Raw genomic sequence first — 26,322 nt, forward strand, 5'->3', positions numbered from 1 at the left:
GGCAATACATTTTTGGGCGGTCGGCGAGACGGCCCAAATTCCGATCTCTTCGGGAGACGCATGCACTCTTGGCGCAGCCGCCCTGCTTATCGATCACCTGCTACGGTCCACTCCGACAATAAGTGCCTGGGTGAACGTACTCGCGCACGACTTTGCTGTTCGTTTCCCACGATGGCGAGCGCGAGCGGCAGAAAGCTCTCCTTCCGAGGTGACGGAGGGATCGTTTGGTTCAGTAGCCGTACGCCCAGGTCGGCTTATAACGACGCGGCGTCCCGCCACGACAATGCCTCCTGAGAATGCATCCCAACAACGTAAGCAACGTCATCAATATCCATTGATGAAAAATAATATAGTCTGCGCGAAAAATGACTAAACCTATAGTGATACTTGTGAGAAAACTCCGATGAATATTAACCAGTTCGAAAGGCAGTGAAATGAACGTCGCGACGCTAGATCAAAATCCGAACACGGAGCTGGGTAAGGCGACCTTGCTGGCGATGGCGGCGGCCAGCGGGATCGCCGTTGCCAACATCTACTACAGCCAGCCTATGTTAGGCTTCATCGAAGCCGAGTTTCCGGGCCAGTCCGCCACTGACCTAATTTCAACATCCACACAGCTCGGGTACGCACTAGGACTATTTCTATTGCTGCCGCTCGGAGATTTGGTTCATCGACGCAGGCTGATCATCGGGCAGTTCGTGATTTTAGCCGTTGCACTCTCGTTCGCTGCCGTTTCACAGTCCGCATGGATGCTGGTCGCAGGATCATTTCTTGTCGGTGCAAGTTCTACCGTAGCTCAGCAAATCGTTCCGTTCGCTGCTTCGCTTGCGCCAGCCGAAAAGCGGGGTGCCACCATTGGCACGGTGACCGCGGGTGTACTGTCAGGGATACTCTTCGGGCGCGCGCTTTCTGGGCTTGTTGGTGAATACTCGGGATGGCGCGAAATGTTCTGGATCGCCGTTCCGATGGCCCTTACCGCAGCTTTAATGATGTTTCTCACACTTCCAGACCACGCGCCGGTTTCACGTATGGCTTACCGCGACGCAATCAAATCCCTGGCGCATCTCTGGAAAGGCAAGCCATCGCTTCGAACCGCTGCTGTTGTACAGGCATCATTGTTCGCGTCCTTCACAGCATTTTGGACCGTTCTCAGCCTTTATCTCGAGGGACCAGATTTTGGGCTCGGTGCAGATGTGGCGGGCCTATTCGGAATCATTGGTGCGGTCGGTTTGTTCGCCGCTCCGATCGCAGGCAAGGCTGCTGATAAGCGAGGGCCTCATTTCGTCGTGTGGGTTGGAGCAATGCTCACTCTGCTTTCGTGGGTGATCTTTGGGATCGGAGCGTCGATTGTTGCTCTCGCGATTGGAGTGATCGTCCTGATCTTTGGAATCCAGAGTGCTTTGGTGTCGAATCAACATATAATCTATGCACTTGAGCCAGAGGCTCGTAGCCGATTAAACACGATCTTTATGACCGGAATGTTCTTAGGGGGAGCTGCGGGTTCGGCACTAGCCTTGGCTGCCTGGACGTACGGGTCTTGGAACGCAGTAACTGTGGTGGGAGGAGTCCTACCAGTAGCGGCGCTAGCCATCAAAGCCATTAGAGCGTCTTAACAACGTCAACGAGCCAATCGATTTCTGGCTCCATCCATCTACAGCGAGGCAGTATTCAGGCGATTTCAATACGCGATCGCCTGAATATTCGTTTGTCTTTTGGAATCAGTATTCTGTGGCAGGTAGTTCACAGAACGCGTCGGGCAATCCGCGTAGCCCTGTTGCCGGTCGCTGCGGAAGGCGATAGAGAAAAGCCGGAGTGGCTTTCAAGTCACGCTTGCTAGATGGCTTCTTCTGGCAGCGCAGGATAATCAATGTAGCCCTTCGCGCCGCCCCCAAAGAATGTGGATCCATCAGGTTCGTTAAGTGGTGCTTTCTTCGATAGCCTCAAAGGCAGGTCAGGGTTGGCTATGAATGGACGCCCGAAAGCAACTAGATCTGCCCGCCCGTCGTTAAGAGCGGCGTGCGCCGTCTCTAATGTATAGTTCCCGGCCACGATGACTCTGCCATGGAATTTTTGCCTCAAGAGAAACATTATCTCATCCCATTCAGGGTCGTGGTGCTGTTCGACGGTGTTGCCCACGACGCTGGGTTCCACGAGGTGCAAGTAGGCCAAGCCGCGTTCGTTCAAAGCCTCTGCGATGTATCCGAAAGTCGCTTTTGGATTGTCGTCGCCCATCCCCATGAACCGGCCCATTGGGGTTAAACGGACACCGACCTTAGCTGGCCCCACGGCTTCGCAGACGGCGTCCGTCACTTCAAGAAGCAAACGGGCACGCTTCTCTGACGATCCCCCGTATCGATCAGAACGGTGGTTACTGTTGCTGTTTATGAACTGGTCTAGGAGATATCCATTTCCTGCGTGGATCTCTACGCCGTCCATCCCGGCGATCATTGAATTCCTCGCGGCCGTTGCATAGTCCCTGACGATAGATGCAATACCTTCCTCACCTAGCGCTTGAGGAACCGGTATATCTCCCCAAGTGCCGGCACCGCTCGAATCCACAATGAACGTTTTACCTGGCACGGGGAGGGCACTTGGTGCCACGGGCAGGCCTCCATCGGGCTGGAACATAGGATGTGACACCCGGCCAACATGCCATAGCTGGAGAAAGATTCGTCCGCCGCTTTCGTGAACTGCATCGGCTATCGATTTCCACCCGGCAATCTGCTCACTCGTATGAATGCCCGGAGTCCAGGCGTAGCCCTGTCCCTGCTGGGAAATTTGAGTTGCTTCGGAAATAATAAGTGCAGCACTAGAGCGTTGTTTGTAGTAGGTGGCGTTCATTGCGTTCGGCACATTCCCGGGCTGCGAGGCGCGCGAACGAGTAAGGGGTGCCATTACAATTCTGTGGGGAAGCTGGAGGTCCGCCAGCGTGATGGGCGAAAACAGTTTGTCCGACACGTTCAATCTCTCTCTTATGAAATACGGGTCTTAACCGCGACAAACTGTATTTGAAGAGCCACGGGCTGTTTGATAATTGGTCGGCAATGCGAACGTCATTTGCGGACGACGCAAAACTCCGGATGATGTCGAGAGCTACAAATTGTAGGTTGGAAGTCCATATGGATATGTTCGCCGCGGTAAAAGCGTTTGTCGCTGTCGTGAACGAGGGCGCTTTCAGCCGGGCTGCGAAGCAGCTAGGACTGGCGACGTCGTCAGTCACACGCCAGGTCGACAGCCTCGAGGCACATCTCAGAACGATTCTGATCAATCGCTCCACACGGCGTCTAACGCTGACCGATGCAGGCACGGATTACTACGACAGCGCGCTCCAGATCATGCAGGACTTAGAAGAGGCCAACGCCAGCGCGGCTCTCGTCGGCAATCGAGTGCACGGCAGTTTGCGTGTGAATGCCCCCGTGGCCTTCGGACAGTTGTATATCGCGCCACAGCTCCCAAAGTTCCTTGAACGCTACCCAAATGTGGAAATCGATCTCACGCTAACCGACCAAATCGTCAACCTCATCGATGACCGCGTTGATGTTGCTGTACGGCTGGGTCAGGTAGAGATGCAGAGCCTGATCACTCGCCGCCTTGGATCAAATCAGCGGGTAGCATGTGCAACTAAGGAATATCTCAGCAAGCGTGGGCTGCCGCTAATTCCAGACGAGCTCACTTCGCATAATTGCCTGACATTCAACTACGGCAAGGCGCACAGGTTCTGGACGTTCACGTCACAGGACGAGGCTCGTCGAGTACGGGTGCAGGGCAATCTGCGCGTCAACAATTCGATTGTCCTGCGACACTCGGTTTTGAAAGGTGTCGGCGTCGGATTGCTTCCGGTCTGGCTCATAGCAGACGACTTGCGGACCGGAGCGCTCACGCAGATTTTGAGCCAATGGGAGGTTGTACCAAACTCTCCCGGGGATATAAACGCTGTATACCTTCCTAACCGTAGAGGTTCGCCGAAAGTTCGTGCCTTTATCGATTTCCTCGCGGAAGTTCTTAATTCCGCATTACCTGTTGCTCCGGCGCCGAGGTGACGCGGGACCAGCCGCGATACTTGAGAAAGTGGCGGGGTCGTCGATCTTGGCTCCGCGCTCTTGGTGAAACGTTCTACTTGAACAGGGCAATTTTTGGCGGCATCGGCGCGTGCATAAAGGGGGCTACATGGAGTGGAGCGACATCCGAGTTTTTCTGGCCGTGGCGCGAGAAGGTACTCTCGGAGCTGCGGGGCGTTCGTTGCGCCTAAGCCATCCCACCATAAGTCGAAGACTCCGCGCGCTGGAGAACGCGACAGGGCAGATGCTCTTCCAGCGAACCAGTGATGGTTATGTTCTGACCGACGAAGGAGCTGCGGTGCTTACAATGGCGGAGCAGATGGAGGAGAGCGCCCTGTCGATCGAGCGCCGTCTATCAGGTGACGTGAGGAAGCTCGAAGGGACGCTACGCATCTCCTCGCCGGACTGGTTCGGGGCGTGGGTGCTTCCTCCAGTTATAGCAGCGTTCGCACGTGCCAATGACCACGTGGAGGTCGAGCTGTTAACTGGAACACGCCTTTTTAACCTCGCCCAGCGAGAAGCGGATGTGGCATTTAGGATCACACAATTTGAGGAGCCCGACGTTGTACAAAGGCGTCTACTCGTGATGCCTTACGGCGTTTACATGGCGAAGAACAAAGAACCTCCCGAAGTGGGAGGAGGGTTAGGTTGTTCGCTGGTCACGATGGACACTTCGCTAGGCGCTTTCCCCGATATCGAATGGTTGCGTCAGAAGCTTCCGGCAGCCCGAGTAGCTTTGCGATCAAACAACAGAAACGTTCAGGCCCAAATGAGTCGTATTGGCATTGGCATATCCGTGCTTCCTCGGCCCGTGGGTGACCAGCAGGCCGAGCTAATGAGGGTCGATCTTGGTGAGGACCCTCCAACCCGAGACATTTGGATGGGTTTCCATCGCGATACGCGCCGATCTGCACGCCAACGGGCCTTCGTCGACCTGGCCATCGCCATGTTGTCCCAGCGGCGTTCCTGACCTCAGTTTACGTCGGTCCAGCATGAGCTCAACGTCCCGACGCTAGCTTAATTCCCGCAAATTCAAATTGAACAAAGTTGTGCTTTCCGCGCGAATTCAGGTGAACCGTATCCTCTAACCCTGTGGCGACGGTAAGCGGAAACATGAATTCCGGTGGATGCTCTCTCTGGGCAATTTTGCGCAATCTATATTGCAGATACGCCTACGAAACATCGTGTAATAACGGAGCCCCATCTGTAGGATAGGAACGTTGCTTTGCCTCTCAACTCGGAATAAGGCGATCGGCCGCCAGCGCTAGACATTTTGCGCGGACATTTTTGGATGTGTGGGGATAGGTGGGGTTCCAAGCGGTGTGACGCCATGGTGGCATTTTTAACAATATAGCGACCACGAAATGTGCAGCCGCGCCATCTAGCAAATGCAGTCGAGACGGAAAGGATGGTGCGGCTTCCTAGTTTTCCTTTCCTATGATCGCGTCTACGCCGTTCAGGAATATCGAAACTTGCATCGATACTATGGCCGGGATGTCATGGACGGGCATGTGATAAATATGCTTGCGCACGCCGAGGTAAAAAATGCTTGCGTGCAAGCTCCAGATCGCTTCGACCTCCATTTCGGTGACGTCGAGAACATCAATGCCGGGACGACCGAACTCGGATCTTAGTTCGGCGATGACCAGCCTGAAGATTCGTGAGTTAAGAAGGTTGAGGTAACGGGTGTTGAAATCCAAGCCCTTCAGGCCGGCGAAGGTGAAGAGCCGAACCCACTCGTAGGTAAGGATTACCTTGGAATAGTCTTGATAGAAGCTCGTCAGACGATCGATCAAGGGTCTCCCGGCGCGGGCGATTTCTTCTTCCCAGAACGGATTCCAACGTCGCAGAAACACCTCGTCGTAAACGCGTTCAATGAGCGCATCTTTGGTGGGGAAGTACCGGTAGAGAAGGGGCTGGGTGATTTGAAGGCGTTTAGCAAGCTCGCGCGTCTGACCTTCAAAACCGAATTCCGCAAAAAAGCGAACCGCTTCTCGAACGATGAACTCTTCGCGTTGCGCGGGCGGAAGACGTTTGGTTTTTTCCACTTCCTCGCCCTTTGGTGACCGGTGCCGCTCCGCCTTAAGGTCTACGGCCCTGCCCGTCTTGGGTGCTGTTGATGTATCGCTCATACCAATATGGCTCCGCAGGTTGATTATCGAGTGATATCTATTCCTAGTAGGCTCTGTAAAGAAGGTGGCGAACGTTTGCCCAAAAAAAGGGGAAGGCTCTCCCTTGACATCTGAATTTTCTGGGCGCTACATTTATCGAACGATAAATAACATATCACACCTCGTGATAGAGGCAATCAGTTTTAGTTGAGGGGGCCGCGGGAGTCGGCCTCCCTGGGAGGACACATGATCGTAGATATGCATAACCACATCATTCCTCAGGCGTCGATCAACAGGCTTCTCGCCGACGTTGAAACGTTCGGCGTTGCCATTGACGCGGACGCTGGACGGATCGCGCATCGCGAAGGATTTGCCTACCCGCTGTTCCGGGAGTTTATCGATCCAATTGAAAAGCTCCGCCAGCTAGACGAGCGCGGGTTTGACAAGGCTGTCATCTCACCATCGCCGACCCTCTTCTTCTATCGCGCGGAGGCCCGTCGAAACGTCGAGTTCGTGCGGCAACTGAATGAGGACATCGCGGCTTTCGCAGCGCAGGGAGAGGGCCGCTTGTTGGGGATGGGCACGCTGCCGATGCAGTCGCCCGAGGACAGTGTTGCCGAACTGGATTATCTTGTCGACCATCTCGGTATCCGATCAGTCATGATCGGTACGCACATTGACGGCGTGCAACTTTCGGCGCCACAATTCCGTCCAGTCCTCAAGCATGCAGCTGATCGTGGCGTCTTTGTCCTTCTCCACCCGTACTATTTTGGTTCGAAACCGGGTCTCGAAGACTACTACCTTACAAATCTCATCGGTAACCCGTTGGATACTGCTGTCGCCGCCGCTCACTTGATTTTCAGCGGAGTTATGGAAGAGCTGCCGAAGCTGAAGATTTGCCTCTCGCACGGCGGTGGGTTTATTCCGTACCAGGTTGGCAGACTTGTCCATGGCCAGTTAGTCCGCAAGGAAGCGCAGACAACGCGTCTGTCTGCCAAGCAACTGCTCCGCAGATTCTATTTCGACACGATCACTCACGACGTCCAAGCCCTCAAATTCCTGCTGGATCTCGTCGGTCCGGAGCAGGTTCTGCTCGGCACGGACATCCCGTTCGACATGGCCGATCTCGCCCCGATGAGCGCGCTCAATGCCATCGAAGGGCTGTCGGATACGGCGCGCTCCCTCGTCGCCGGGGGAAATGCGCTTCGCCTCATTGCTGCTTGATCAAACGGAGAAATGAGATGTCTCAGTCTATTCGCTATGCGCAGCCATCCGGTGACGACGAGGTTAAGCGCGGTCTATTCGTCGATGGCGTAATGGTGAACCCGGGTCCGCGGGACGAAATGCCTATTGTCTCGCCTGGAACCGGCGAGGTCATCGCAAGGGTGCTGGAATGCACTGCCGAGGACGTCGACAACGCAGTTCGGAGCGCGGATCGCGCATTTCGAAGCGCGGAGTGGAGCAAAATGTCGGTGCGCACACGGGCGCGCCTGGTAAACAAGCTCGCGGACGTGATGGAGGCCCATCTTGATGAGTTGTTCGAACTAGAAACGCTCAACAATGGTCGGCCTGTTCGAGAAACCAGAGCGCAGTTGCGCAGGGTGCCCGACCTCTTTCGCTACAACGCAGGTCTCGCCATTGCGCGCCGGGATAATGTAATTCCCGTTGAAGGGGATTATCTGACTTACACCCGCCGACTGCCGGTCGGAGTGGTGGCAAATGTGACGCCATTTAATCATCCACTTCTCATTGCGTCTCGGAATATCGCGCCAACACTCGCATCAGGCTGCACCACAGTCGTCAAGCCGTCCGAATACACGCCCTTGACGACACTCCGACTTGCGGAACTGTTTTCCGAAGCCGGTTTGCCCCCAGGGGTGTTCAACGTTGTGACGGGACACGGAGCGAATGCGGGTAGGGCACTTTCTGAGCATCCGATGATTCGAAAACTCGTGTTGACCGGCGGTACGGAGGCCGGTCGTCGCGCAGGCTCTGCGGCGGCTGCAAACTTTGCTCGGCAAACGCTCGAACTTGGTGGCAAGACGCCGGTGGTTGTTTTCGACGACTACGATCTGGATCAAGCGGTAAACTACGCCGCCTTCGGCGCTTTCGTTGGAGCCGGGCAAACATGCGTCTGCGCCGCGCGCCACATCGTGCAGCGTAGTATCTACAATTCTTTTGTCGAGAAGCTCGCTCAAAAAACCAAGTCCATTCGGGTCGGTGATCCCTTCGATGTGAAGACGCAAATGGGCCCAGTTATATCCCAGAGACAACGGGATCGTGTTCTCGACTTCGTCCGCGTGGGATTGGACGAAGGAGCAAAACTCGTCGCGGGCGGGCGCGTTCCTGAGAACCCGCCGAACAAAACCGGGTTTTATGTCGAGCCTACTGTCTTTGCCGACGTTCGCCCCGAGATGCGGATAGCGCAGGAAGAAGTTTTCGGGCCGTTCACAGTAGTCATCCCGTTCGACGACGAAGACGAAGCGGTGCAGATCGCAAACAATTCCCCATACGGCCTGGCCGCAGCTATCCGCACGCGCGACGTAGCGCGGGCTCATCGGGTGGCTGATCGCATCGAGGCGGGGATCGTTTGGGTCAACGACCATCATCGCGTCGACGCGGCCTCCCCTTGGGGCGGCTTCAAACTATCAGGTATCGGTCGAGAGTTCGGACAGGAGGCGTTTGACGCCTACTTCGACGTGAAGGCGGTCATGGTGAATGTCGGCGACCAACCGTTCGACTGGTATGACATGAACGCCGGAGACGCTCGGCTCAACTAACGCGTAGCAGAAGTACAGACGAAATTTGAATGTGGGTCCGTAAGGCGGGCTGAGTACGGTGGCGGTCACGAACCGCGCTGGGGGTGAAACTATGGCAAGTGGAAGAAACGCCTCGCGTAGGCAAAAGCAGGCCGTCATCGCGGGAGGTTCCATGGCGGGGCTCTTCGCAGCCCATCTTCTTTTAAAAGAGGGTTGGGCTGTAAGGATCTACGAGAGGGTCAACTCGGAGATGGCAGGCCGAGGCGCCGGTATTGTTACCCATCCGGAGCTTTTCGACATCCTCGATGAGTGTGGGATCGACAGTCGGGCGATTAAAATCGGGGTTCCCGTTGCTGGCCGTAGGGTCTTCGCGAATGATGGGGAGATGATCGGCGAGTTGCCGCTCGCCCAAGTTCTCACCTCGTGGGGTCGACTTTACCGCTTGCTTTGGGACCTCCTTCCGGCCGGCATCTATCATCATGGTTACAATGTGGAGCACGTGCACACCGACTCTGCGGGCGTCACAGTTGCCTTTTCAAATGGCGAAGAGGTAAGTGCTGATTTGTTGGTTGGTGCAGACGGCATCTTTTCAACGATCCGCAAGCAGCTCTTGCCGGATGTGATGCCAACATACGCCGGTTACATCGCGTGGCGGGGTCTCGTCGACGAGCGGGACCTTTCACCTAAAACACGGGCGGATATCTGCGACTACTTCGCATTCTCGCTACCGCCCGGGGAACAGATGCTAGGCTACCCGGTCGCCGGAGCGGATGAGGCAACCGAGCCTGGAAGTCGGCGTTTCAACTTCGTCTGGTATCGGCCCGCACCCCGCGACACGGTGTTGAAAGAGCTGCTAACGGACACGGAGGGAGCAACTCACGAGTTATCAATCCCACCGCACCTCATCCGGCCGCCAGTGCTCAAGGCGGTCCGAGAAGACGCCATCGATGTTCTGTCACCGCAGTTTGCGGAGGTTGTTACCAAGACCAAACAACCGCTAATCCAGGCGATACTCGACCTGGAAACTCCGCAAATGGTTGTAAATAACCGCGTTGCACTTATTGGTGACGCTGCTTTCGTTGCCCGTCCGCATGTCGGCATGGGGGTGACAAAGGCCGCGGGCGACGCCCATGTGCTTGCCAAATCACTCGCCGCGGAGTCCGACGACATCGGTCAAGGGTTGAAGACCTTCGCAACCCAACGTCTTGCGTTCGGTCGCGCAGTCGTTCAGCGCGCTCGACACTTGGGAGTGTACATGCAGGCGCAAATTGCTACCGACGAGGAGCGGAAGCTGGCCGAAATCCACAGAAGGCCCGACAGGGTCATGGCAGAAACCGCTGTCACCGCAGGCATCGTTATTTGAAAGAGCAACCGTCTGAATGACTGTTGAGGGAGAAATAAAATGGGAAAATATGTCGTCGACCAATGGCCACCCGCCCCAAGCACCTTCAGTGAGGAGCGTCGCCGCGACTTCACCGAGAGTCTGGGCAATGGTCGTGTAGGATCCCGATTGCTGTCAGAGACCGACAATGTTCGAGTGTGGTCCTTGACCCTTCAACCGGGCGAGAGGATCGGATTCCACACGCACGTCCTCAACTATTTCTGGACTGCGGTCACAGCGGGCAGTGCGTGCTCACACTACGCTGACGGTCACGTAGCGAATGTCTCATACGAGGCAGGTGATACTAAGCACTATCGCTTCGATGCAGGTCAGTTCATGATCCATGATCTGGAAAACACCGGCGCTACGACCCTGATGTTTACCACGGTCGAGTTTCTAGACAGCCCGAATGCGCCTCTTTCGGTGAGGTCGTAGTAGCCCCGCGGGCTACTGGCCACCTCCCGTCAAGCGAGAAGGAAGTATTTGTCATGGAAGCTATCAATTCTCAGATGTCGGAAGCAAGGATCCCACGTTTGGGCTCTTTGGTTCGTGGAATGCTTACCCCAGCAGAGATGCAAATCCTTGGTGCAATCGTCGTGCTGGCAGTGTCCTTTTCGATCTCATTCCCGGAAAGCTTTGCAAGCAGCACTACCTTGACGAACATGGCACGAGTTGCAGGAATTCTTGCCGTGGTTTCAATTGGTCAGACCTTCGCGCTCATTGTTGGCGGCTTCGACATCTCGGTTGCAGCTGTGATGGGACTTGCAAGTGTCGTCGCCGCACTTCTCATGAAGACCGGAATGGACGTTAGTCTGTGCATCGCTGTCGCCCTATTAGTCGGTGCGCTCGTAGGGCTATTAAATGGTATTGGCGTAGCGATTTTTCGTGTGACGCCATTCGTCATGACGCTTGGCATGATGACGGCAGTCGGAGGGCTGTCCAACCAACTCGCGAACGGTGGAACGATTTCCGGGCTGCCTCGCGCGTTGTCGATGTTCGGCAGAAGTAACTGGGGCGTGCTTCCCAGTGCTGCGTGCATCGCTTTGTTAGCGCTTGTCGCCGCCTGGTTTCTTCTGCATCGCACACGGGCTGGCCTCTACATATTCTCAATCGGTGGAAGCCGCGAAACGTCTAAGCTTGCGGGTGTGTCCGTCGCAGCATACGAACTACTGGCGTACGTTATGTGCAGTCTTCTTGCCGCACTCGCCGGGGTGATGCTCACCGCACGGATATCTGTTGCTCAGGGCAGCCTAGGTCAAGGCTATGAATTGCTTTCGATCGCAACCTCCGTAATTGGCGGTGTACTGATCGGCGGTGGTTCTGGACGCCTGACGGGCGTTGTTCTCGGCGTGTTGTTTATAACGGTCCTCACGACAGGTCTCGATATCGCCGGCGTCAATCCATTCATGCAGCAGATCGCCACCGGAGTGGTTCTTGTCGTGGCGGTTATCGTTTCAAAAGCCCGCACTGGCGGACTTCTATCTCTTCTAAGGGTGCTTACACGCTGAATGTGAACTACGTGCATTTCTAACCAATAAGGGGAACTACGATGCGTATCAATAAGACCACCACAGCCGCATTTTTCACCATCACAATGATGACAAATGCATATGCTCAGGAACTCACTCTCACGGACGAAGAACGCACTCCAATGGTTTGCGATCAGACGTTTACCGTCGAACAGCTTGGGACGGCCAAAGTTGAAAAGGCCGCCAAGCCGGTTACTATTTTGTTTTCGGTCCCGGCCTACGCCAACCTCTACACTCAGGCTCTACTGTTTGGGGCCAAAAAAGCTGCTGATGAAGCCGGCGTAACGCTATCGATTACCGCAGGCACTGACTTTATGGATCCTGCGTCCCAGATTACTCAGCTTGAAAACGCGTTGTCTAAGAAACCTGACGCTGTACTCATCAATCCCGCCGATCCTGATGGTTTGGCCCCCTTCCTGGACGAAGTGGTTGAAGGCGGTACGCCAGTATTCGATGTCGGCTCCCTGTCCAATTCGACGCTTTCTCACAAGCTTGTCCAGGACGATTATACCCACGGCGTCATGGCAGCCCGTTCGATCATGACTCAGTTGCCCTCAGGCGGAGCGGGTATCATCATGGGTGGGCCAGCTACAGCGAGCTGGGCACGGCGACGCGTTGCTGGGTTCCTCGATACAATCCAGGCCGCTTACCCGGTTGGCGCGACCGTCAGCACGAACGTCGACCCTCAAGAAGGGTTGACCAAATTCCTCAATGCCGCGCAATCAAACCCCGAGATGAAGTGGGTTTACGCCACCGGTTCATTCCTTCTTGCTCCGCAATCAATTCCGGAAGAGTTCGCCAACGTAAATTACGTTGCGGGCAGCCTTTCGAATGTAACCGAAGAAGGGTTGCGTGAAGGCAGGATGACAGCGGTCATTCCTGATTTTCCCATCTCTGCGGGTTACCTCGGTGTCAAACTAGCGCTTGATGTTCTCGCGGGTAAGGAAATTCCGAAGAGAAACTGCCTGCCGGTAGTTGCGATGTCAGCCAAGGAGCTATCTGACCCGATGTGGAAAGAAAGCAATATCCTCCCGGCGGACTTCAAGCAGTTCGGAAACTAATGCCCAGGGAAGGGCGCTTTTCGGAGTGCCCTTTCGCCTTTTCATCACGGGAGGGATGAACATGGTGGATTCAGTAGAGGATAGAAAACACACCCTCGCCCTTGCAGGGATTCGTAAAGCGTTCCCTGGCGTGGTCGCGCTCGATAACGTTGACCTTACACTCTACCCCGGGGAAATACACGCTCTGCTCGGAGAGAACGGTGCGGGTAAATCGACACTCATCAAGGTGTTGACTGGCGCACACATCGCGGATGAGGGAACCATGTGGCTAGCCGGCTCACAGGTCCATTTCAAATCGCCGAAGGACGCAATACGGGCCGGTGTAAAGGTTGTTCCCCAAGACATCTTCATGGTCCCAGAACTGTCCATTGGGCGAAATATCTTACTTGGAATGGAGCGACGATTTGCGTCGAAAGGTCGCCTGAGCGCAGAGGAAGCGAACCTCGTCGCCGACGCATTGTCTCGAGCGGGTGCTTCGTTTTCGCCTCACGTGAAGACCGCCGCACTGACCGTACCCCAGCGCCGTCTCGCCCAGATCGCAAGAGCTTTGTTACAGCCAGGCGACGTTATGATCCTGGACGAACCAACGGCAGTGCTTTCGGAGCCAGACGCCGACCACCTATTGTCGAGGCTTGAGCACTTCCGCAACGAAGGGAAGACGATCCTCTACGTGACACACCGGTTATCGGAGGTGATGCGTATGGCCGACCGGATTACGATACTTCGTGACGGGAAAGGTGTTGGCACCTTTTCCCGGGGGGAGATCTCACGTGAAGAGATCGTCACCCGCATGGCAAAAGAAGGCGCAGTTGCTGCGCCTGTAAAAGCGCTGCCGCGGCGGACACAAGAGCAAGCTGACGCTGCGCTGCAGACAGAGAATTTGACTTCCTCGTCGCATTTCTCGGGCGTAACGTTTTCAGTCAAGCCGGGTGAGATAGTAGGTGTCGCCGGTGTGCAGGGCTCGGGTCACGGAGCGCTCATGAGGGCCCTTGCGGGAGCCGAAAAATTCGACGGTGGCATGTTGGTTGTCGAAGGCAAACCAGTCAGTCATTTCTCTTCTCGCCGTGCCGTGCGGGCCGGGGTCCTCTTTGTCCCTTCTGATCGGCGGGGATCGGCGATCGTACCCAGTCTGTCAATCAAATCAAATATCGCGTTGAGCGCACGCGTTCGGGCGGATGCTCGGCGGTTTGGTTTGCGTTGGCACTCCAAGGAATGCGATCTCGCCGACAGCTATGTAGCAAGTATGTCGATCAGGCCCGCGAACATTGATGCGCCAATCGGTTCGCTTTCCGGCGGCAATCAACAGAAAGTCGTGATCGCGCGAGCCCTCGAAGCCAAAGCCCGGGTGCTCCTCGTTGAAGAACCTACTCAGGGCGTGGACGTGGGTGCGAAGGCAGAGATCCATACGCTTCTACGCGAAGCGGCCTACACGAATGGTTGCGCCGTCCTCATCGCAACATCTGAGTTTGAAGAACTACTGGGTCTCGCTGACACGATTCACGTCATGCGGTCAGGTCGGATCGTACAGACTATTCCGGGTACTGACGCGACCTACAAATCCATTCTTGAATACGCCTTGCCATAGGCGTTGCCTGGCATTTTGCCAATTAAACCTGAGAGGAGCAGAAAATGGACAAGCAAAACAACAGCCGGGCGCCAGTCGCCGTGTGGCCAAACGGAATTCCGAAGCCACTCATGCCCTACACGCCGGCCATCAAAGCGGGCGGTTGGCTGTTCGTTGCCGGACAGCTTGCAAGTGACTTCGAGACCGGTGTTGCACCTGAGGCAAAAACAGAGAACCCGAACCTCGCCAATCAGCTGACCCTACAGTCGCGCTTCATTATGAAGAACCTGGCGGAAACGGTGGCCGCGGCCGGACGTGACATTGATCGCGATTCGGTTCGTATTTGGCAGTGGTACACGTCGCCCTATCCAACCATGGAAGAGTTCAAGGACGGGAACACATGGCCGCGCATCTCAACGACGCCTCATATCATCGAGCGCAACGTCCATATCCATGATCCGCGTCCGGCTTCGACGGCAATGGGGGTCAAGGAGTTGCTCGTGAAGGATACGATCCTCGAGGTTGATCTGATCTGCATCGACGACGATGAGGAAAGCTCGGGCTTCACGGTCCCGGAGGGTGTGCCCAGCCCGCTCGCCGGATATTCGCCTGCAATTCGCCGCGGTGACTGGATCTTTCTATCGGGCGAACTGCCGACGGACTGGAAAGGAGACTTTGAGAGCCCCGTGCATCTTGGTGAGCCCAGTGGACTTGCGAAAGAAGCCCGTGTCAATCCTTACCTGTGGTACGATTCCGAGATTGAGAAACAGACGGAATACACGCTCTGGAAGCTGTCTAAAATCGCCGAAGAAGCCGGTACCTCCCTGTCGCGAACGGTGAAGGCCGAGGTCTATATCGGTGACCCGTCCGATTTCCAAGGAATGGAGAAGGTGTGGAAACGGTGGTTCCCGGAAAATCCTCCGGCGCGCGTCGTCATTCCCTACATGGGGCTCGGCGGCAAGGGGAGCCGGGTTGAGGTCGCCCTGACTTTGCTTGCGAACGACAGCAAGAAGGTCATCGAAACGATCCACACCGATAAGGCAGTGAAGCCGTTCAGCCACGAACCGCAGGCGGTCAAAGTCGACAATCTGCTATTCTTGAGCCAGCAGCTTCCTGCAGATGAGAACGGCCTTTTGGCTGAAGGTCTAGCTCGTCATCCCAACTTTCCGTACTACGGCGAGCCATCCCGCAAGCAAATGAAATACATGCTGCAGAATGTGGCCGCGATCTGCGAGGCAGCAGGAACATCACTCGAAAACGTTGTGCGTCGCGCGTGCTTCCATGACCATGGTGAAAATTTCGCCGGGGCTATGGATGAATGGGCGGGTCATTTTCCTGGTCTGAAGCCGGTCTCCACGACCATCATCCTCGGTGGGCAGCTTGTCGTACCTGGAGCTCACACCCTCCTCGATATAATCGCCTACGTACCGTAAAATGCTGGGGCGGTCCTGCGCAACGCGCAGGATCGCCCCGACACAACGAATCCCATTCACTCCATAAGTATACGCTAGCCTACAAGTTCGTTTTCTGCCTGCAGGGAGCAATGCATAGCGTGAGAGGGCCGCTGGGCCCAGTCCATAAAAACAAAGCGAGACGGGTGGCGAGAGCAATCCTGTATGCCTGCAATAAACGGTGTAGCGTAATACCTTACGGATCTGTCGAGCATGACTGCGTGCGATGTCCAGCTTGGGACCGTAGTCAGCATTGTGTCGGCTTTCTATCCTGATCGAAGATCTGCTCGAGCTCTTTTGCCCATGTGCGGTTCTCCTCAATCAACCGCCGCTCGTCGCCGTACATGGCGTACTGCGCGACAAGCTGACGCTCGTCGTGGTCTCGAAAGGTGCTAACCTCCCGCTCCGCCTCGCGGCTGGACATACCGAGAATCTCAAGTACGTTGCGCGACGCCTCGAGACCGGAGAAGAAGGTCTCGCGCAGGATCACATCCACGCCGATATCCATCAGCCGGTGGGCGTGGTGGCGGTTGCGAGCGCGAGCGACAATTCGCAGCTTGGGAAAATGCGCACGTAGCAGCGCCGCGGTTCGCAGCGACGGGTCGACGCCATCAATGGCCAGAACGAAGACCTTGGCCTGCCCGGTCCCGGCAGCCTGCAGCAGGTCCAGACGCGATGCATCGCCGTAATAGACTTTGTTGCCATATTTTGCGACGAAGTCGACATGGTCGGCGCTGATCTCCAGCGCCGTAAAGCCAATCTTCTTCGCCTGAAGAATGCGGCCGACGATTTGCCCGAAACGGCCGAACCCGGCGATGATGACGCTGTTCTCTTCGTTCGGTGCAACATCGAAAGGCCTCGCCTGTCGGCTGCCGCGCCGGGCGCGAAGCCAATCGGCGAGCAGGAGTAGGAGTGGTGTAGCAGCCATGGAAATAATAACGACGAGGATGAGAAGCTCAGCCGTCGCCAGCGGAAGGACCTGCGCGCTGACGGCGATGCTGAGAATAACGAAGGCGAATTCGCCGCCCTGAGATATGACGACGGCGAGTCCCGATGCCGCCGCGTGGTCGTGCCCAAACAGCCGGCCGACCGTGTAGAGCACTGCCGCCTTGACCGCGATCAAACCTGCGACGAGGCCAAGGACCAGCCATATCTGGGTCGCCAGCAGACCGAAATTTACCGACATCCCCACCGCAATAAAGAAAAGCCCGAGCAACAGGCCCTTGAAGGGCTCGATATCGGCTTCCAACGCGTGTCGAAACTCCGAGTCCGCCAGCAGTACGCCGGCCAGGAATGCACCGAGCGCCATAGAGAGCCCAAGCTGCTGCACAAACAATGCCATGCCGATGACGGTGAGCAGGGCGGAGGCCGTGAAAATCTCACGAACGCCCGACCGGGCGATAAGCCGCAGCGCGTATCGAAGGACAAAACGACCGATGATGACCACGGCGATGAGCGCGGCTACGACCGTCAGTACTGAGACGACCTGCTCCATGCCCGACTCTCGCTGTGCCGCGCCGCCCAGCAACGGCACCAGGGCGAGGATCGGAATAGCGGCTACGTCTTGAAACAGCAGGATTGAGAACGCGGTTCGGCCCGGGCGGGTGCTGAGCTCGCCTCGTTCGGCAAGGATTTGCAGGGCAAAGGCAGTGGAGGACAAGGACATCGCCAGCCCGACGACCAGACCGATGCGCCAATCGTGGCCGAATAAAATCGCGGCCCCGCCGAGGATGGTCGCCGTCGCGGCAACCTGAAGCCCGCCAGCGCCGAACACCGGACGGCGCATCGTCCAGAGACGGTTGGGCTGGAGCTCAAGCCCGATCACGAATAGCAAGAGGACGACGCCGAACTCCGAGAAGTGGAGAATGTTGTCGACATCTTGGACCAGCCGCAGTCCCCACGGGCCGATCGCGCTGCCAGCGGCAAGATAGCCGATCACCGCGCCCAACCCGCATTTTTTGGACAGCGGAACCGCGACGACGGCGGCGCACAGGAAAATTGCAGCCTGGCTCAGGAAAGACATAAAAAAGCTCCGTATGGCGATGGTCGTGCGTCAGGTTTGGGGAAGTGGGATGAATTCCTGATCATCACCGGGGGGCAGATGAAAACGGCCATGTGCCCAATCGCCTTTAGCCCAGGCTTCCTTTGCAGCGTCGATTTTTTCCTGCGAGGAGGCTACAAAATTCCACCAGACATATCGCGGGCCGTTTAGCGTTTCGCCGCCGAGCAACATCAGTCGCGCGCCGCGCTCGCCGGCTCGGATCGTGATCGCGTCACCGGGCCTGAAGACCATCATACGGCCACCGTCGAAGCGTTCGCCGGCGACATCGATCGCACCTTCAGTAATGTAGATCCCTCGGTCTTCATGATCATCGGGAAGGGGCAAGCTTGCACCAGGCTCGAGCACCACGTCGGCGTAAAACATCTCGTTGAACGTCTTGACCGGCGCCTTTGCGCCCCACGCCGATCCCAGGATCAGGCGCACTTGTTTGCCTTCCCCTTCGAGAAATGGAAGCGCATCTTTACTGTGGTGCTCGAAGCTTGCACCGGCTTCTTCGGCATGCTCGGGCAGTGCTACCCATGTTTGGATGCCGTACAGGCTGTTCTTGCCGGCGCGTGTGGTAGGGCTCGTGCGCTCAGAATGAGTCACGCCGCGTCCAGCAATCATCCAGTTCACTTCGCCCGGATAGATCATCTGGTTCGTTCCCAACGAGTCCCGGTGCTGGAATTCCCCGCGGTAGAGATAGGTTACCGTCGCCAGCCCGATATGCGGATGGGGGCGTACGTCGATACCGCCGCCGGTCAGAAATTCGGCCGGCCCCATCTGATCAAAGAAAATAAACGGTCCTACCATCTGTCGCGCAGGGGCGGGCAGGGCGCGGCGGACCTCGAAACCACCAAGGTCGCGCGTGCGCGGAATGATCTGCATTTCGATCGCGTCGAGTTCGCCCATTTCGGGACAATGCGGCTCAAGACTTGGATTCCAACTCATATCAATGATCCTTTGGCTTGTTTCGACATCCGATCCGCACACCATTTCAGGTCGACGGCCGACGATCGGCGATGGCAAGAATGTTCTAACGTTGTGCGTCCGTAAGAGGATCCTCTAGAGGATCGTTCGTGAGAAGAGATAGGAGGGCGTCACGTCAGAATGCACGACTGGCGTTCGCGCTCGTTCAAGTGGAGACCCTTGCGATTTGCTTATAGCGGCATGGTTACCGTAGTGCAGGCCGCAAGCCCAGCAGAAACTAGCTCGTGGGGAGATAATCCCCTTCCGCAACCGCCAACCCTTGGGGTGTGGGCCGCTGTGCGCAGTTGAAAAACTACGTCCCGGGGAGTGGCGTGCGCTCTGGAAGAGCCACACGACGCCAGCGATATTCAGCGAACGCGAACACAAAGATTATGATCGCCGGTTTATAGATGCGGGTAGCACGGGAGGTGTGCCAAAGCGAGAGACTGCACCGACACAGTGGCATTTCAATCAGGATTCTGAAAACCTCCTCCAGAGTGGTGGTGATATAACGAAAGCACCGCCCCAAACCGATAACCTCCCAATTGTTCACGAGTGGCGCAACGACAAAGAACTTCGGGCTGCTGGCGGCAGGGAGAGTGATAGCGACTACAATCTACACGACCGGGCGAGCATCTAATCGCCGGCGCTTTGTGCGCCCCAGCATGGGCTCGGAACCGCATAGGATTAGGTGAGAGCTAAGGCATCCGCTCGCCGGACGCCCTAGACTTCCGCACAGAACTAATCTTTAGCAAGTTTTTCGGGATTAAAGTCGTCCCAGCTGTCGAAGACGTTCATGAACCCGGGAACCGTGGCCTCCCGATTCCAGTCGCGTTGTAGCTCGCACCAGAGCTGCGGTCTGCTAATGAGCTTCGCACCGGCTTGCTCGACACGACGCAGAGCAAGCTCATGCGCCGCGACCGAAGTCCCGCCTATCGCGTCGGCTAGCACGTAGACCTCAAACCCTTCGCGAAGCGCGTCCAGCGCAGGGAAGGCAAGGCATACCTCGGTCCAGAGGGCGGCGATGATCAACTTCCGGCGGCCGGTGGCGAGGACCGCTTTTTTGAACTCAGCATCTTCCCACGCATTGATCGCGGTCCGGTCGATGACCGGGTTGTCGGGAAGTAGATCCATCAGAGGCTGGATCGGCGGCTTGTTCATACCCGTCGCGATGTTCACGGCTGTATGGACTACGGGAACGTGGTAGTTGAGAACCGCCTTAACGCTGTTCACGATGTTGAAGACGAGCTCCTCCTGGCTCATTGAGCGGATAGAGCTGACCTGAATCGGCTGATAGTCGATCAGCAGGAACGCGCAATTTTCCGGCGTCAGGAGGTGGTCGAATTTTGGATCACGAATAGGTTCGCTTGTCATTGCATTCTCTCTTACTGCTAAAAAGCTGGTTACCATGAGACATGAGTGCGCGGTTGCACCTGTGGTCGCCGGCTACCGTACCCATCTCTCGTCAGAAGGTCTGGTCGTCATCTGAAGAACACTATGTTCTTGAGAATGAAAACAATCCGCGGCGATCTGAAATGCATGACCAAATCAAGCTGGAGGCCCGGTCAGACAGCAAGCATTCGGAGAACTCTGTGTTCTTCATAATCGGCCTAACAGGCCGGGTCCAATGTTCTCCAATTGGAATACTATTAGGTAACGCGTTCTCGGAATTGGAACCAAAACAAATCGAGGGGGCGTGCCCGCAGGGATCGTCAGGAGCTGTAATGAGATTTGAGGAACTGAAAACCTTCGTGTCAGTCGTTGAGGCCGGGGGCTTCGTGGCGGCATCCAGGCGACTTGGATTAGCCAAATCAGCGGTCAGTCGCCGTATGCGCGATCTTGAAGAACGGCTGGGTGCACCACTCATCCACCGAAGTACCCGCCGGATTCATCTTACAGATGACGGTCAGGATTTCTTTGAGCGCGCCACTCGAATCCTCGCTGAATTAAACGAGGCTGAAAGCGCGGTCGGCCGCGGCAATGGCGAGCTTCATGGCCGGCTGCGGATTACCGCATCAGTCCCTTTGACCACGCACTGCCTCGTTCAAGTCGTTGGTCGATTCACGGAAGCCAATCCTCATCTATCAGTGGAGATCGATACCGACGACAAGATCGCGGACATCATCCACCAAGGCTTTGATCTGGCGATCAGAATTTCTCGACTGCGTGATTCTACGCTGATAGCGCGGCGGATAGCCGCCATCCGTCATGTCTGTTGCGCAAGCCCGGCATTGCTGGACCGATATGGTCGCCCGGAGCGGCCGGATGACCTCGTGGCAATGCCGGGCATCCGTTACTCCAATGTCGAGGAGAGCCGTTATTGGAGCTTTGCCGGCGGCCGGTCACCGGCGGTGAGATCGCGGCTTGCTTTTAGCAGCGGCGAAGCAATTCGCGAGGCTGCCATAGCGGGGTTCGGCGTAGCTGTCCTGCCAACCTTCATTGCGCATGAGGCCGTGCGGAGGGGTGATCTCGAGATCGTTCTTCGCGATCACATTCGGCCGCCAATGGGAATGTATGCGGTCTACCCATCGAAGAACATGCCCATTCGCCTGCGCGCCTTTGTTGAGTTCCTGGTCGAATCCCTTGGCAACGAACCGTTCTGGGACCGTGAGTTGTTGACGGAGGAGGAACTCCGGCGCGCCTCATAGGTCATCCCGACCACGTCCAGTGTTCTCGACAGCAGAACTCAGGGTTCTGCCAAGCACGAATAGTCTGCTTCCCTAGTTCCACTATGATTGTTCCTAAACACGGAGGGAGCGATGGCCGAAGAACAATATCGGGGCAGCATGATCAAGATCGATTTCGAAAGCTCTCGTTGCATCCATTCTCGTACGTGCGTGCTAGGGCGTCCCGACGTTTTTGTACCGAATGCAGAAGGTCCGTGGATCCATCCTGACGCAGCGCCTGCCGAGGCCATTGTCGAAATCGCCCACGGCTGTCCCTCAGGTGCTATACAGTACAAGCGTCTTGACGGGCCTTCGGAAGAAGCCCCGATCGTGAACCTTATCCGAGTCCGTGAGAATGGGCCTTACGCCATTCACGCGCAGCTCACAATTGGAGGTGCACCCGACGGGATGCGTCGCACGCTTTGCCGGTGCGGCGCATCGCGTGCGAAACCCTATTGCGACGGAAGCCATCACGAGGCCGGTTTTCTCGCGACGGGTGAACCAGACACGCGACCATCGGAGCCTCTAGCAGTCCGAAATGGCCTCCTCGACGTTGAGCCCCTCCCGAACGGTCCGCTCAAGGTGACAGGTGCAATGGAGATCGTGAGCGGCACAGGTCGGACGGTCGATCGGAAGATGGTTGTTGCCCTCTGTCGTTGTGGCGCATCGACCAGCAAGCCGTATTGCGACGGCTCCCATGCGAGGATCGGCTTCACGGATCAATGAAATCCGCCACTTAACTTATTTGCGATCCGAACCTACGTCGCGCTACAAAATCGCGCTAACGCAACGTTGTTGATTGGAGATGGCGCGAAACCCGCCCCGCTTAGTCGATATGTGCTCGCGCGGTATCGGGTGGGAGTGACCTTCCGACCGTTACTTTGATTGTGATAGTATGTCGTGGCAGCACGGTGATATTAGCGGGCGCTTCGCGCTCCTCACCAAACGCGGCGATTTCGTCGATCAACTCACGGACCGCCTGTTGGTCTCCCATGACAATACGCTTGAGCCGGTCGTCGGGTTGGCGCTCTGAGAGAACAGGGCCGCCGTGTATGAGACCGCGGAAGGAACGGTGGTGGGAGCGTGGAGCGAAGTGCTCGATTACAAACCAGGTAAAGGGCAGCGCCGAGCGAAAAGCTTCGTTGTGTAGCGCGAGCAGACCTGTCGGTTTGCCTTCGATCGACCGAAGCCAGATGCCAGCATCAATGCCGCCGTTTGTCGTCAAAGTGTCCCTCAGTGCAAGGCCACGTCCGAAATCGAAGATTTCGTCAGCAAGGTTTCTCGTATGAAGAGCGCGCACTTGGGTACGTGTTGGGTCTGGGATGGCCGACGTTTGCGGGCAATACAGGCCATAATGCACCGCGCCGCCGCCGAGGATTGCGGTGAGTCGATTAAGCCGCGTTTGCTGTTCGCCATCGACCGCCTGAAATCTCGCTCGGTGGTCATATTCGGTTGAACTGCTATCCCGAAAGAGCCGCTTTGCTTGGACGAGATACGCCTTAGACCAGTTTTCATCGGGCAGCACGCGGTTGTCATAGGTAATGACGAGCCCGAAATCCGACTGCGAAACGTAGCGCTCCATCGCGGTATTGTGTGGATAGGTATCCAGTGTAACCTCGAAGTCGAGGCCGTCCCCGACTGCTGCTAGATCGGCATTGAGTTGCTCAACGCTGTACGAGAGGCGTTCCTCCGCGCGTTGGGTGTCGGCGTCGAGCAGAGCGCAGAGTTCATTAGTGAGAGCGGGTTCATCCGGTGGATATTTTCGGAGCATGCGTTGAGACAGAGTGCTGTCCACACCGTCAAGGTATCGAATTATGTGGGTAAGGTGCTGCGGTCCGAACATTGTCTTGCTTCGTGTTAGTGCGCGAGTGGCGCTCATGAGGTCTCAATAGTGGTTCGCCGCCCTGCGGCTAATACGTCCTTGCAAAGAGCATCCCCGGGTGCGCCTTTTGCATACCTGCTTCCGATGCCGAACGTTTGCGTAAGACGGTCAGGACAAAGGCTTACTACCCACTAGCATTTTTATCGAGTCACGCCATGGGGTAGGCGACGGTCAGAATTCTTGGCTCAGAGGGTCAGTTTTATGGCGGCGAGCATGCTGAATCTGGAAGAGATGGCGAATTTTGGCCGTCAACGTTGATGGGTGACCTCCCTCCAGAAGCATCCCGTCGCCAAATAGATGCTTCTCGGAATCAAGCCGGCGAGATAGCACGATGCCCAACTCGTCTGCGAGCGAAGGGCGTTGGAGCATTACCGCCGCCAATTGATCCTTTGCAATTTCATAGGCAATGACAAACGTAAGTGCTTTTATGTTCCCGGGTTCAAGCGCCCCCATGAGAACCCCTCGTTCGCCGAAGAGATCTCCGGGGGCAAGCCGGTTCAATTCCACGTGCTCGTGCCCAGTGTCCCGCTCAACAACCACTACGCCGCTGCGAACGATCAGCAGTGAGGTCAACGATGTGTCCTGTGCCGCGATCACTGTTCCCTTCCGGAAGGTTTGTCGCGTCATACTTTCCGCCAACATCTCCTTTTCCTCCTCCGAAAGTGTCGCAAAAAGAGGAACGGTGTTGAGGAGACGCCATGCTGAGCCGGGGTGCTTTGCAAGTAGCTCATCTTGCGCAGGTCTATTGTCCGCCAACATTTCACCAGTGGGTGCGGATAGTTGAAGTCCGCCCGCCTTCACATGCCGGTAGGCGAGATCGAAAATCTCATTCTTCGCCGCCGAAACCCGCCCGAGTCCGGCAACCCTGAACGATAGCTCAACCTCAACACCGTTCCCATCGAGGGCTACGATATTCGCAGAAGGGGCTGGCTCTTTGAGGATTAGGTTACTGCTAAGGAGCACCTCTCGCATAGTCTCCTCTATCGCGGCCGGTGGCCTGGTCGGCAACACACGGATCCTGATCTGTACACCATGCGTTTCGTCGAGGCTGGTTAAATTTGTCAGGCGCCTCTTTGCAAGAACGCTGTTTGGGACGATCACGACGTCGTTCGTGCCATTCAAGAGATGAGTTGAGCGCCAATTCGTCTCGATCACACGTCCTTGGACCTCCTCGTCCAATACGATCCAATCCCCGACTGTGTAAGGTCGCCCCAAATTGAGCGCGACACCGGAAAAGACGTCGTTCAATGTACTTTGCAGGGCAAGACCCAGGACGATCGCGAAGACCCCGGATGTTGCGATCAACGTGCCAATGGGCGCGCTAAAGACATATCCGACGATTGATAAACCCGCCCCGAGATAGATCGCGCCGATGACCAGATCTTGAAGCAGGCGGCCCTCACGAGGTTTTCTTTCGAGGATGAGGAAGAGGCGAACGGAACTTACTAGCACCATGGCTCCGCCGATCCACCAGACGGACTTTGCGATCCCCGCGAATACCCGCCATGAAAGGTCTTCTACGTGAACGTCGGGTGCATATGGCTCGAGCCCGTGGGACAATAAACTTACCGTCAGAAGCGCGAAAAACGTGATATTGGCTAGCAGCCGAAGCGTCGGGTTGTTGCCCACAATCAATCGTGCCGTAGCGCTGAGAATAACAAGTGATGCGAACTGAAAAATTGGATCTTGGAGAATATCTGACCACATGGCGAGCCCAACGCGCTTTAGACAAAAGAGCTTATAGCGTGCGGAGAGAGACTGTGGAACGGAAGTCGATGTTAAATGATCATCTTCCCAACGCGAGAGACTGATCACGAAGAAAATTGTATCACCAAAGCGTTTCCGACATCGACCACTCAGCAGTTGGAATGTCAGTCGGGGCCAGCTTACCAGCCACTGTTGCCGTAGCCGGCAAAACCACGTTCATATTCGGTGCCTTCGCCGCCGATTTCGTGGCCTCAAATGTAGGGATGTAGGGGTAGTTATCCGCGTCACACCCCGTGCGCCAAATAGTGCTGCGGTCTCAAACTGGGCAGCTCTCGATTCTGTCACGGCGACATCTGGGGGCATATGAACTGAAAGAAAAAGAGAAGCGCCGTTGCACCCGTGAACGGTGTTCGTCCGGGCCCAGGAGAAACTCGCAACCGCTTCGCCGTCCTTCACGTTCGTTCCGGCCACGGGAAGTTCCTGCGTCAGGCGCAGGCTTGTGCGTTCGATCGCAACGTTCCTCGGGCCGGCACTAGACCGAGCCGATCCCAGATCGAGACGCCAAGCGTTCCAACATCAGCTTCAGCAGTTCATTGTCGGCTCGCAACCTTTTCGTGAGTTTCTGCTTGAGTGCGAGATTTTCTGCCTCAAGGAACTCGAGCTCGTCCCCCGCTGAAGAGGGGAAGCCCGCAGAACTTTCGGAGTTTTGCACTGGAGCAGGCCCGCGTTTCGGTCGTCGCTTATTTGGCGCGCGGCGCGGCGCGACCACTGAAATATCCTGCGGCGAAGCTAGCAAATCTGCTCGCTGGGTTTCCTCGAGGCAGTCCTCGAGCGGAGCATCTACCATTTTTGACGCGAGCTCGTTCAGCGAATGGTCCTCAACCACACCTGGCCCAGAAGACGTTTCGAAGGTTGGGGCAGTAGATTCGACGAATGGACCCACATGGACGGCAGTCGACGCCTCGAATTCGCGGGCGAGCGATTTCAGATCGGTATCGCCCCAAATCGAGGTTGGACGGACGAACCGCCGCTTTCGACTGTTCTTGTGTTCAACAATGAAATTACGTTTCTGTTTCAAGCCGCGTCACACGCCTCTTGCTTGCCGCCAAATATTAGAATGGGTGGGAATGCGCAAAACGTCAG

Annotated in this window: 21 protein-coding genes; 13 read left to right on the forward strand and 8 right to left on the reverse strand. The window is 56.4% G+C overall.

Translation table 11 applies throughout. The features are described from left to right. The first annotated feature begins 434 nt into the window (after window positions 1-434). Window positions 435-1,613 (forward strand): MFS transporter, encoded by a 1,179-nt coding sequence (locus LAC81_RS26080; protein ID WP_223730025.1) that lies wholly within the window; start codon window positions 435-437, stop codon window positions 1,611-1,613. Window positions 1,614-1,833: 220 nt separating this feature from the next. Here LAC81_RS26080 and LAC81_RS26085 read toward each other — a convergent pair whose 3' ends face one another. Then, complete coding sequence (locus LAC81_RS26085) at window positions 1,834-2,958, reverse strand: alkene reductase (RefSeq protein WP_223730327.1); 1,125 nt, start codon at window positions 2,956-2,958, stop codon at window positions 1,834-1,836. 161 nt (window positions 2,959-3,119) lie between these two features. On the opposite strand from LAC81_RS26085, the gene LAC81_RS26090 reads away from it, so the two are divergent. Both LAC81_RS26090 and LAC81_RS26095 read left to right on the forward strand, forming a co-directional pair. Continuing rightward, on the forward strand, window positions 3,120-4,040 hold the full coding sequence (locus LAC81_RS26090; RefSeq protein WP_223730026.1) for a LysR family transcriptional regulator: 921 nt from the start codon (window positions 3,120-3,122) through the stop codon (window positions 4,038-4,040). Window positions 4,041-4,167: 127 nt separating this feature from the next. Then, window positions 4,168-5,028, forward strand: a complete 861-nt coding sequence (locus LAC81_RS26095; RefSeq protein ID WP_223730027.1) for a LysR family transcriptional regulator — start codon at window positions 4,168-4,170, stop codon at window positions 5,026-5,028. Between the two features lie 451 nt (window positions 5,029-5,479). Here LAC81_RS26095 and LAC81_RS26100 read toward each other — a convergent pair whose 3' ends face one another. Next, window positions 5,480-6,190, reverse strand: coding sequence for a TetR/AcrR family transcriptional regulator (locus LAC81_RS26100; protein WP_223730028.1), 711 nt, complete (start codon window positions 6,188-6,190; stop codon window positions 5,480-5,482). 225 nt (window positions 6,191-6,415) lie between these two features. Between LAC81_RS26100 and LAC81_RS26105 the strand changes: the two genes are divergently transcribed. The 8 genes from LAC81_RS26105 to LAC81_RS26140 all read left to right on the forward strand — a co-directional run bounded on the left by LAC81_RS26105 (window position 6,416) and on the right by LAC81_RS26140 (window position 15,896). Continuing rightward, window positions 6,416-7,393, forward strand: coding sequence for an amidohydrolase family protein (locus LAC81_RS26105; RefSeq protein ID WP_223730029.1), 978 nt, complete (start codon window positions 6,416-6,418; stop codon window positions 7,391-7,393). A 92-nt stretch (window positions 7,394-7,485) separates the two neighbouring features. Then, window positions 7,486-8,949: an aldehyde dehydrogenase gene (locus tag LAC81_RS26110; RefSeq protein WP_223730328.1), complete on the forward strand. Its 1,464-nt coding sequence runs from the start codon at window positions 7,486-7,488 to the stop codon at window positions 8,947-8,949. A gap of 91 nt (window positions 8,950-9,040) precedes the next feature. After that, on the forward strand, window positions 9,041-10,291 hold the full coding sequence (locus LAC81_RS26115) for an FAD binding domain-containing protein (protein WP_223730030.1): 1,251 nt from the start codon (window positions 9,041-9,043) through the stop codon (window positions 10,289-10,291). A 39-nt stretch (window positions 10,292-10,330) separates the two neighbouring features. Next, a complete protein-coding gene (locus LAC81_RS26120; RefSeq protein ID WP_223730031.1) occupies window positions 10,331-10,744 on the forward strand; it encodes a cupin domain-containing protein in 414 nt (137 codons plus the stop codon). 53 nt (window positions 10,745-10,797) lie between these two features. Further along, entirely contained in the window at window positions 10,798-11,817 is a 1,020-nt protein-coding gene (locus LAC81_RS26125; protein ID WP_223730032.1) for an ABC transporter permease, read from the forward strand. A gap of 41 nt (window positions 11,818-11,858) precedes the next feature. Next, entirely contained in the window at window positions 11,859-12,899 is a 1,041-nt protein-coding gene (locus tag LAC81_RS26130; RefSeq protein ID WP_223730033.1) for a sugar ABC transporter substrate-binding protein, read from the forward strand. 61 nt (window positions 12,900-12,960) lie between these two features. After that, window positions 12,961-14,484: a sugar ABC transporter ATP-binding protein gene (locus tag LAC81_RS26135; protein WP_223730034.1), complete on the forward strand. Its 1,524-nt coding sequence runs from the start codon at window positions 12,961-12,963 to the stop codon at window positions 14,482-14,484. A 44-nt stretch (window positions 14,485-14,528) separates the two neighbouring features. Then, window positions 14,529-15,896 carry a RidA family protein gene (locus tag LAC81_RS26140; RefSeq protein WP_223730035.1) on the forward strand — a complete coding sequence of 456 codons (1,368 nt, stop codon included), beginning with the start codon at window positions 14,529-14,531 and terminating at the stop codon, window positions 15,894-15,896. A gap of 265 nt (window positions 15,897-16,161) precedes the next feature. On the opposite strand, the gene LAC81_RS26145 is transcribed toward LAC81_RS26140, so the two are convergent. The 3 genes from LAC81_RS26145 to LAC81_RS26155 form a co-directional block, all read right to left on the reverse strand. After that, on the reverse strand, window positions 16,162-17,937 hold the full coding sequence (locus tag LAC81_RS26145; RefSeq protein ID WP_223730036.1) for a monovalent cation:proton antiporter-2 (CPA2) family protein: 1,776 nt from the start codon (window positions 17,935-17,937) through the stop codon (window positions 16,162-16,164). A 30-nt stretch (window positions 17,938-17,967) separates the two neighbouring features. After that, window positions 17,968-18,906 (reverse strand): pirin family protein, encoded by a 939-nt coding sequence (locus tag LAC81_RS26150; protein WP_223730037.1) that lies wholly within the window; start codon window positions 18,904-18,906, stop codon window positions 17,968-17,970. 759 nt (window positions 18,907-19,665) lie between these two features. Further along, on the reverse strand, window positions 19,666-20,298 hold the full coding sequence (locus tag LAC81_RS26155) for a hydrolase (RefSeq protein WP_223730038.1): 633 nt from the start codon (window positions 20,296-20,298) through the stop codon (window positions 19,666-19,668). A gap of 350 nt (window positions 20,299-20,648) precedes the next feature. On the opposite strand from LAC81_RS26155, the gene LAC81_RS26160 reads away from it, so the two are divergent. Together LAC81_RS26160 and LAC81_RS26165 are read left to right on the forward strand one after the other, a co-directional pair. Continuing rightward, window positions 20,649-21,572, forward strand: coding sequence for a LysR family transcriptional regulator (locus tag LAC81_RS26160; protein ID WP_223730039.1), 924 nt, complete (start codon window positions 20,649-20,651; stop codon window positions 21,570-21,572). 138 nt (window positions 21,573-21,710) lie between these two features. Next, a complete protein-coding gene (locus LAC81_RS26165; RefSeq protein WP_223730329.1) occupies window positions 21,711-22,316 on the forward strand; it encodes a CDGSH iron-sulfur domain-containing protein in 606 nt (201 codons plus the stop codon). A gap of 100 nt (window positions 22,317-22,416) precedes the next feature. Here the strand turns inward: LAC81_RS26165 and LAC81_RS26170 are convergent, their stop codons facing one another. The 3 genes from LAC81_RS26170 to LAC81_RS26180 all read right to left on the reverse strand — a co-directional run bounded on the left by LAC81_RS26170 (window position 22,417) and on the right by LAC81_RS26180 (window position 26,257). Further along, window positions 22,417-23,433: a hypothetical protein gene (locus LAC81_RS26170; RefSeq protein WP_223730040.1), complete on the reverse strand. Its 1,017-nt coding sequence runs from the start codon at window positions 23,431-23,433 to the stop codon at window positions 22,417-22,419. A gap of 210 nt (window positions 23,434-23,643) precedes the next feature. Beyond that, complete coding sequence (locus LAC81_RS26175) at window positions 23,644-25,179, reverse strand: cyclic nucleotide-binding domain-containing protein (protein ID WP_223730041.1); 1,536 nt, start codon at window positions 25,177-25,179, stop codon at window positions 23,644-23,646. Between the two features lie 532 nt (window positions 25,180-25,711). Further along, the gene (locus tag LAC81_RS26180) at window positions 25,712-26,257 is read right to left on the reverse strand and encodes a hypothetical protein (RefSeq protein WP_223730042.1); all 546 of its coding nucleotides are present in this window, start codon (window positions 26,255-26,257) and stop codon (window positions 25,712-25,714) included. Window positions 26,258-26,322: the final 65 nt, after the last annotated feature.

The sequence above is a fragment of the Ensifer adhaerens genome (assembly GCF_020035535.1).
Taxonomy (GTDB): Bacteria; Pseudomonadota; Alphaproteobacteria; order Rhizobiales; family Rhizobiaceae; genus Ensifer.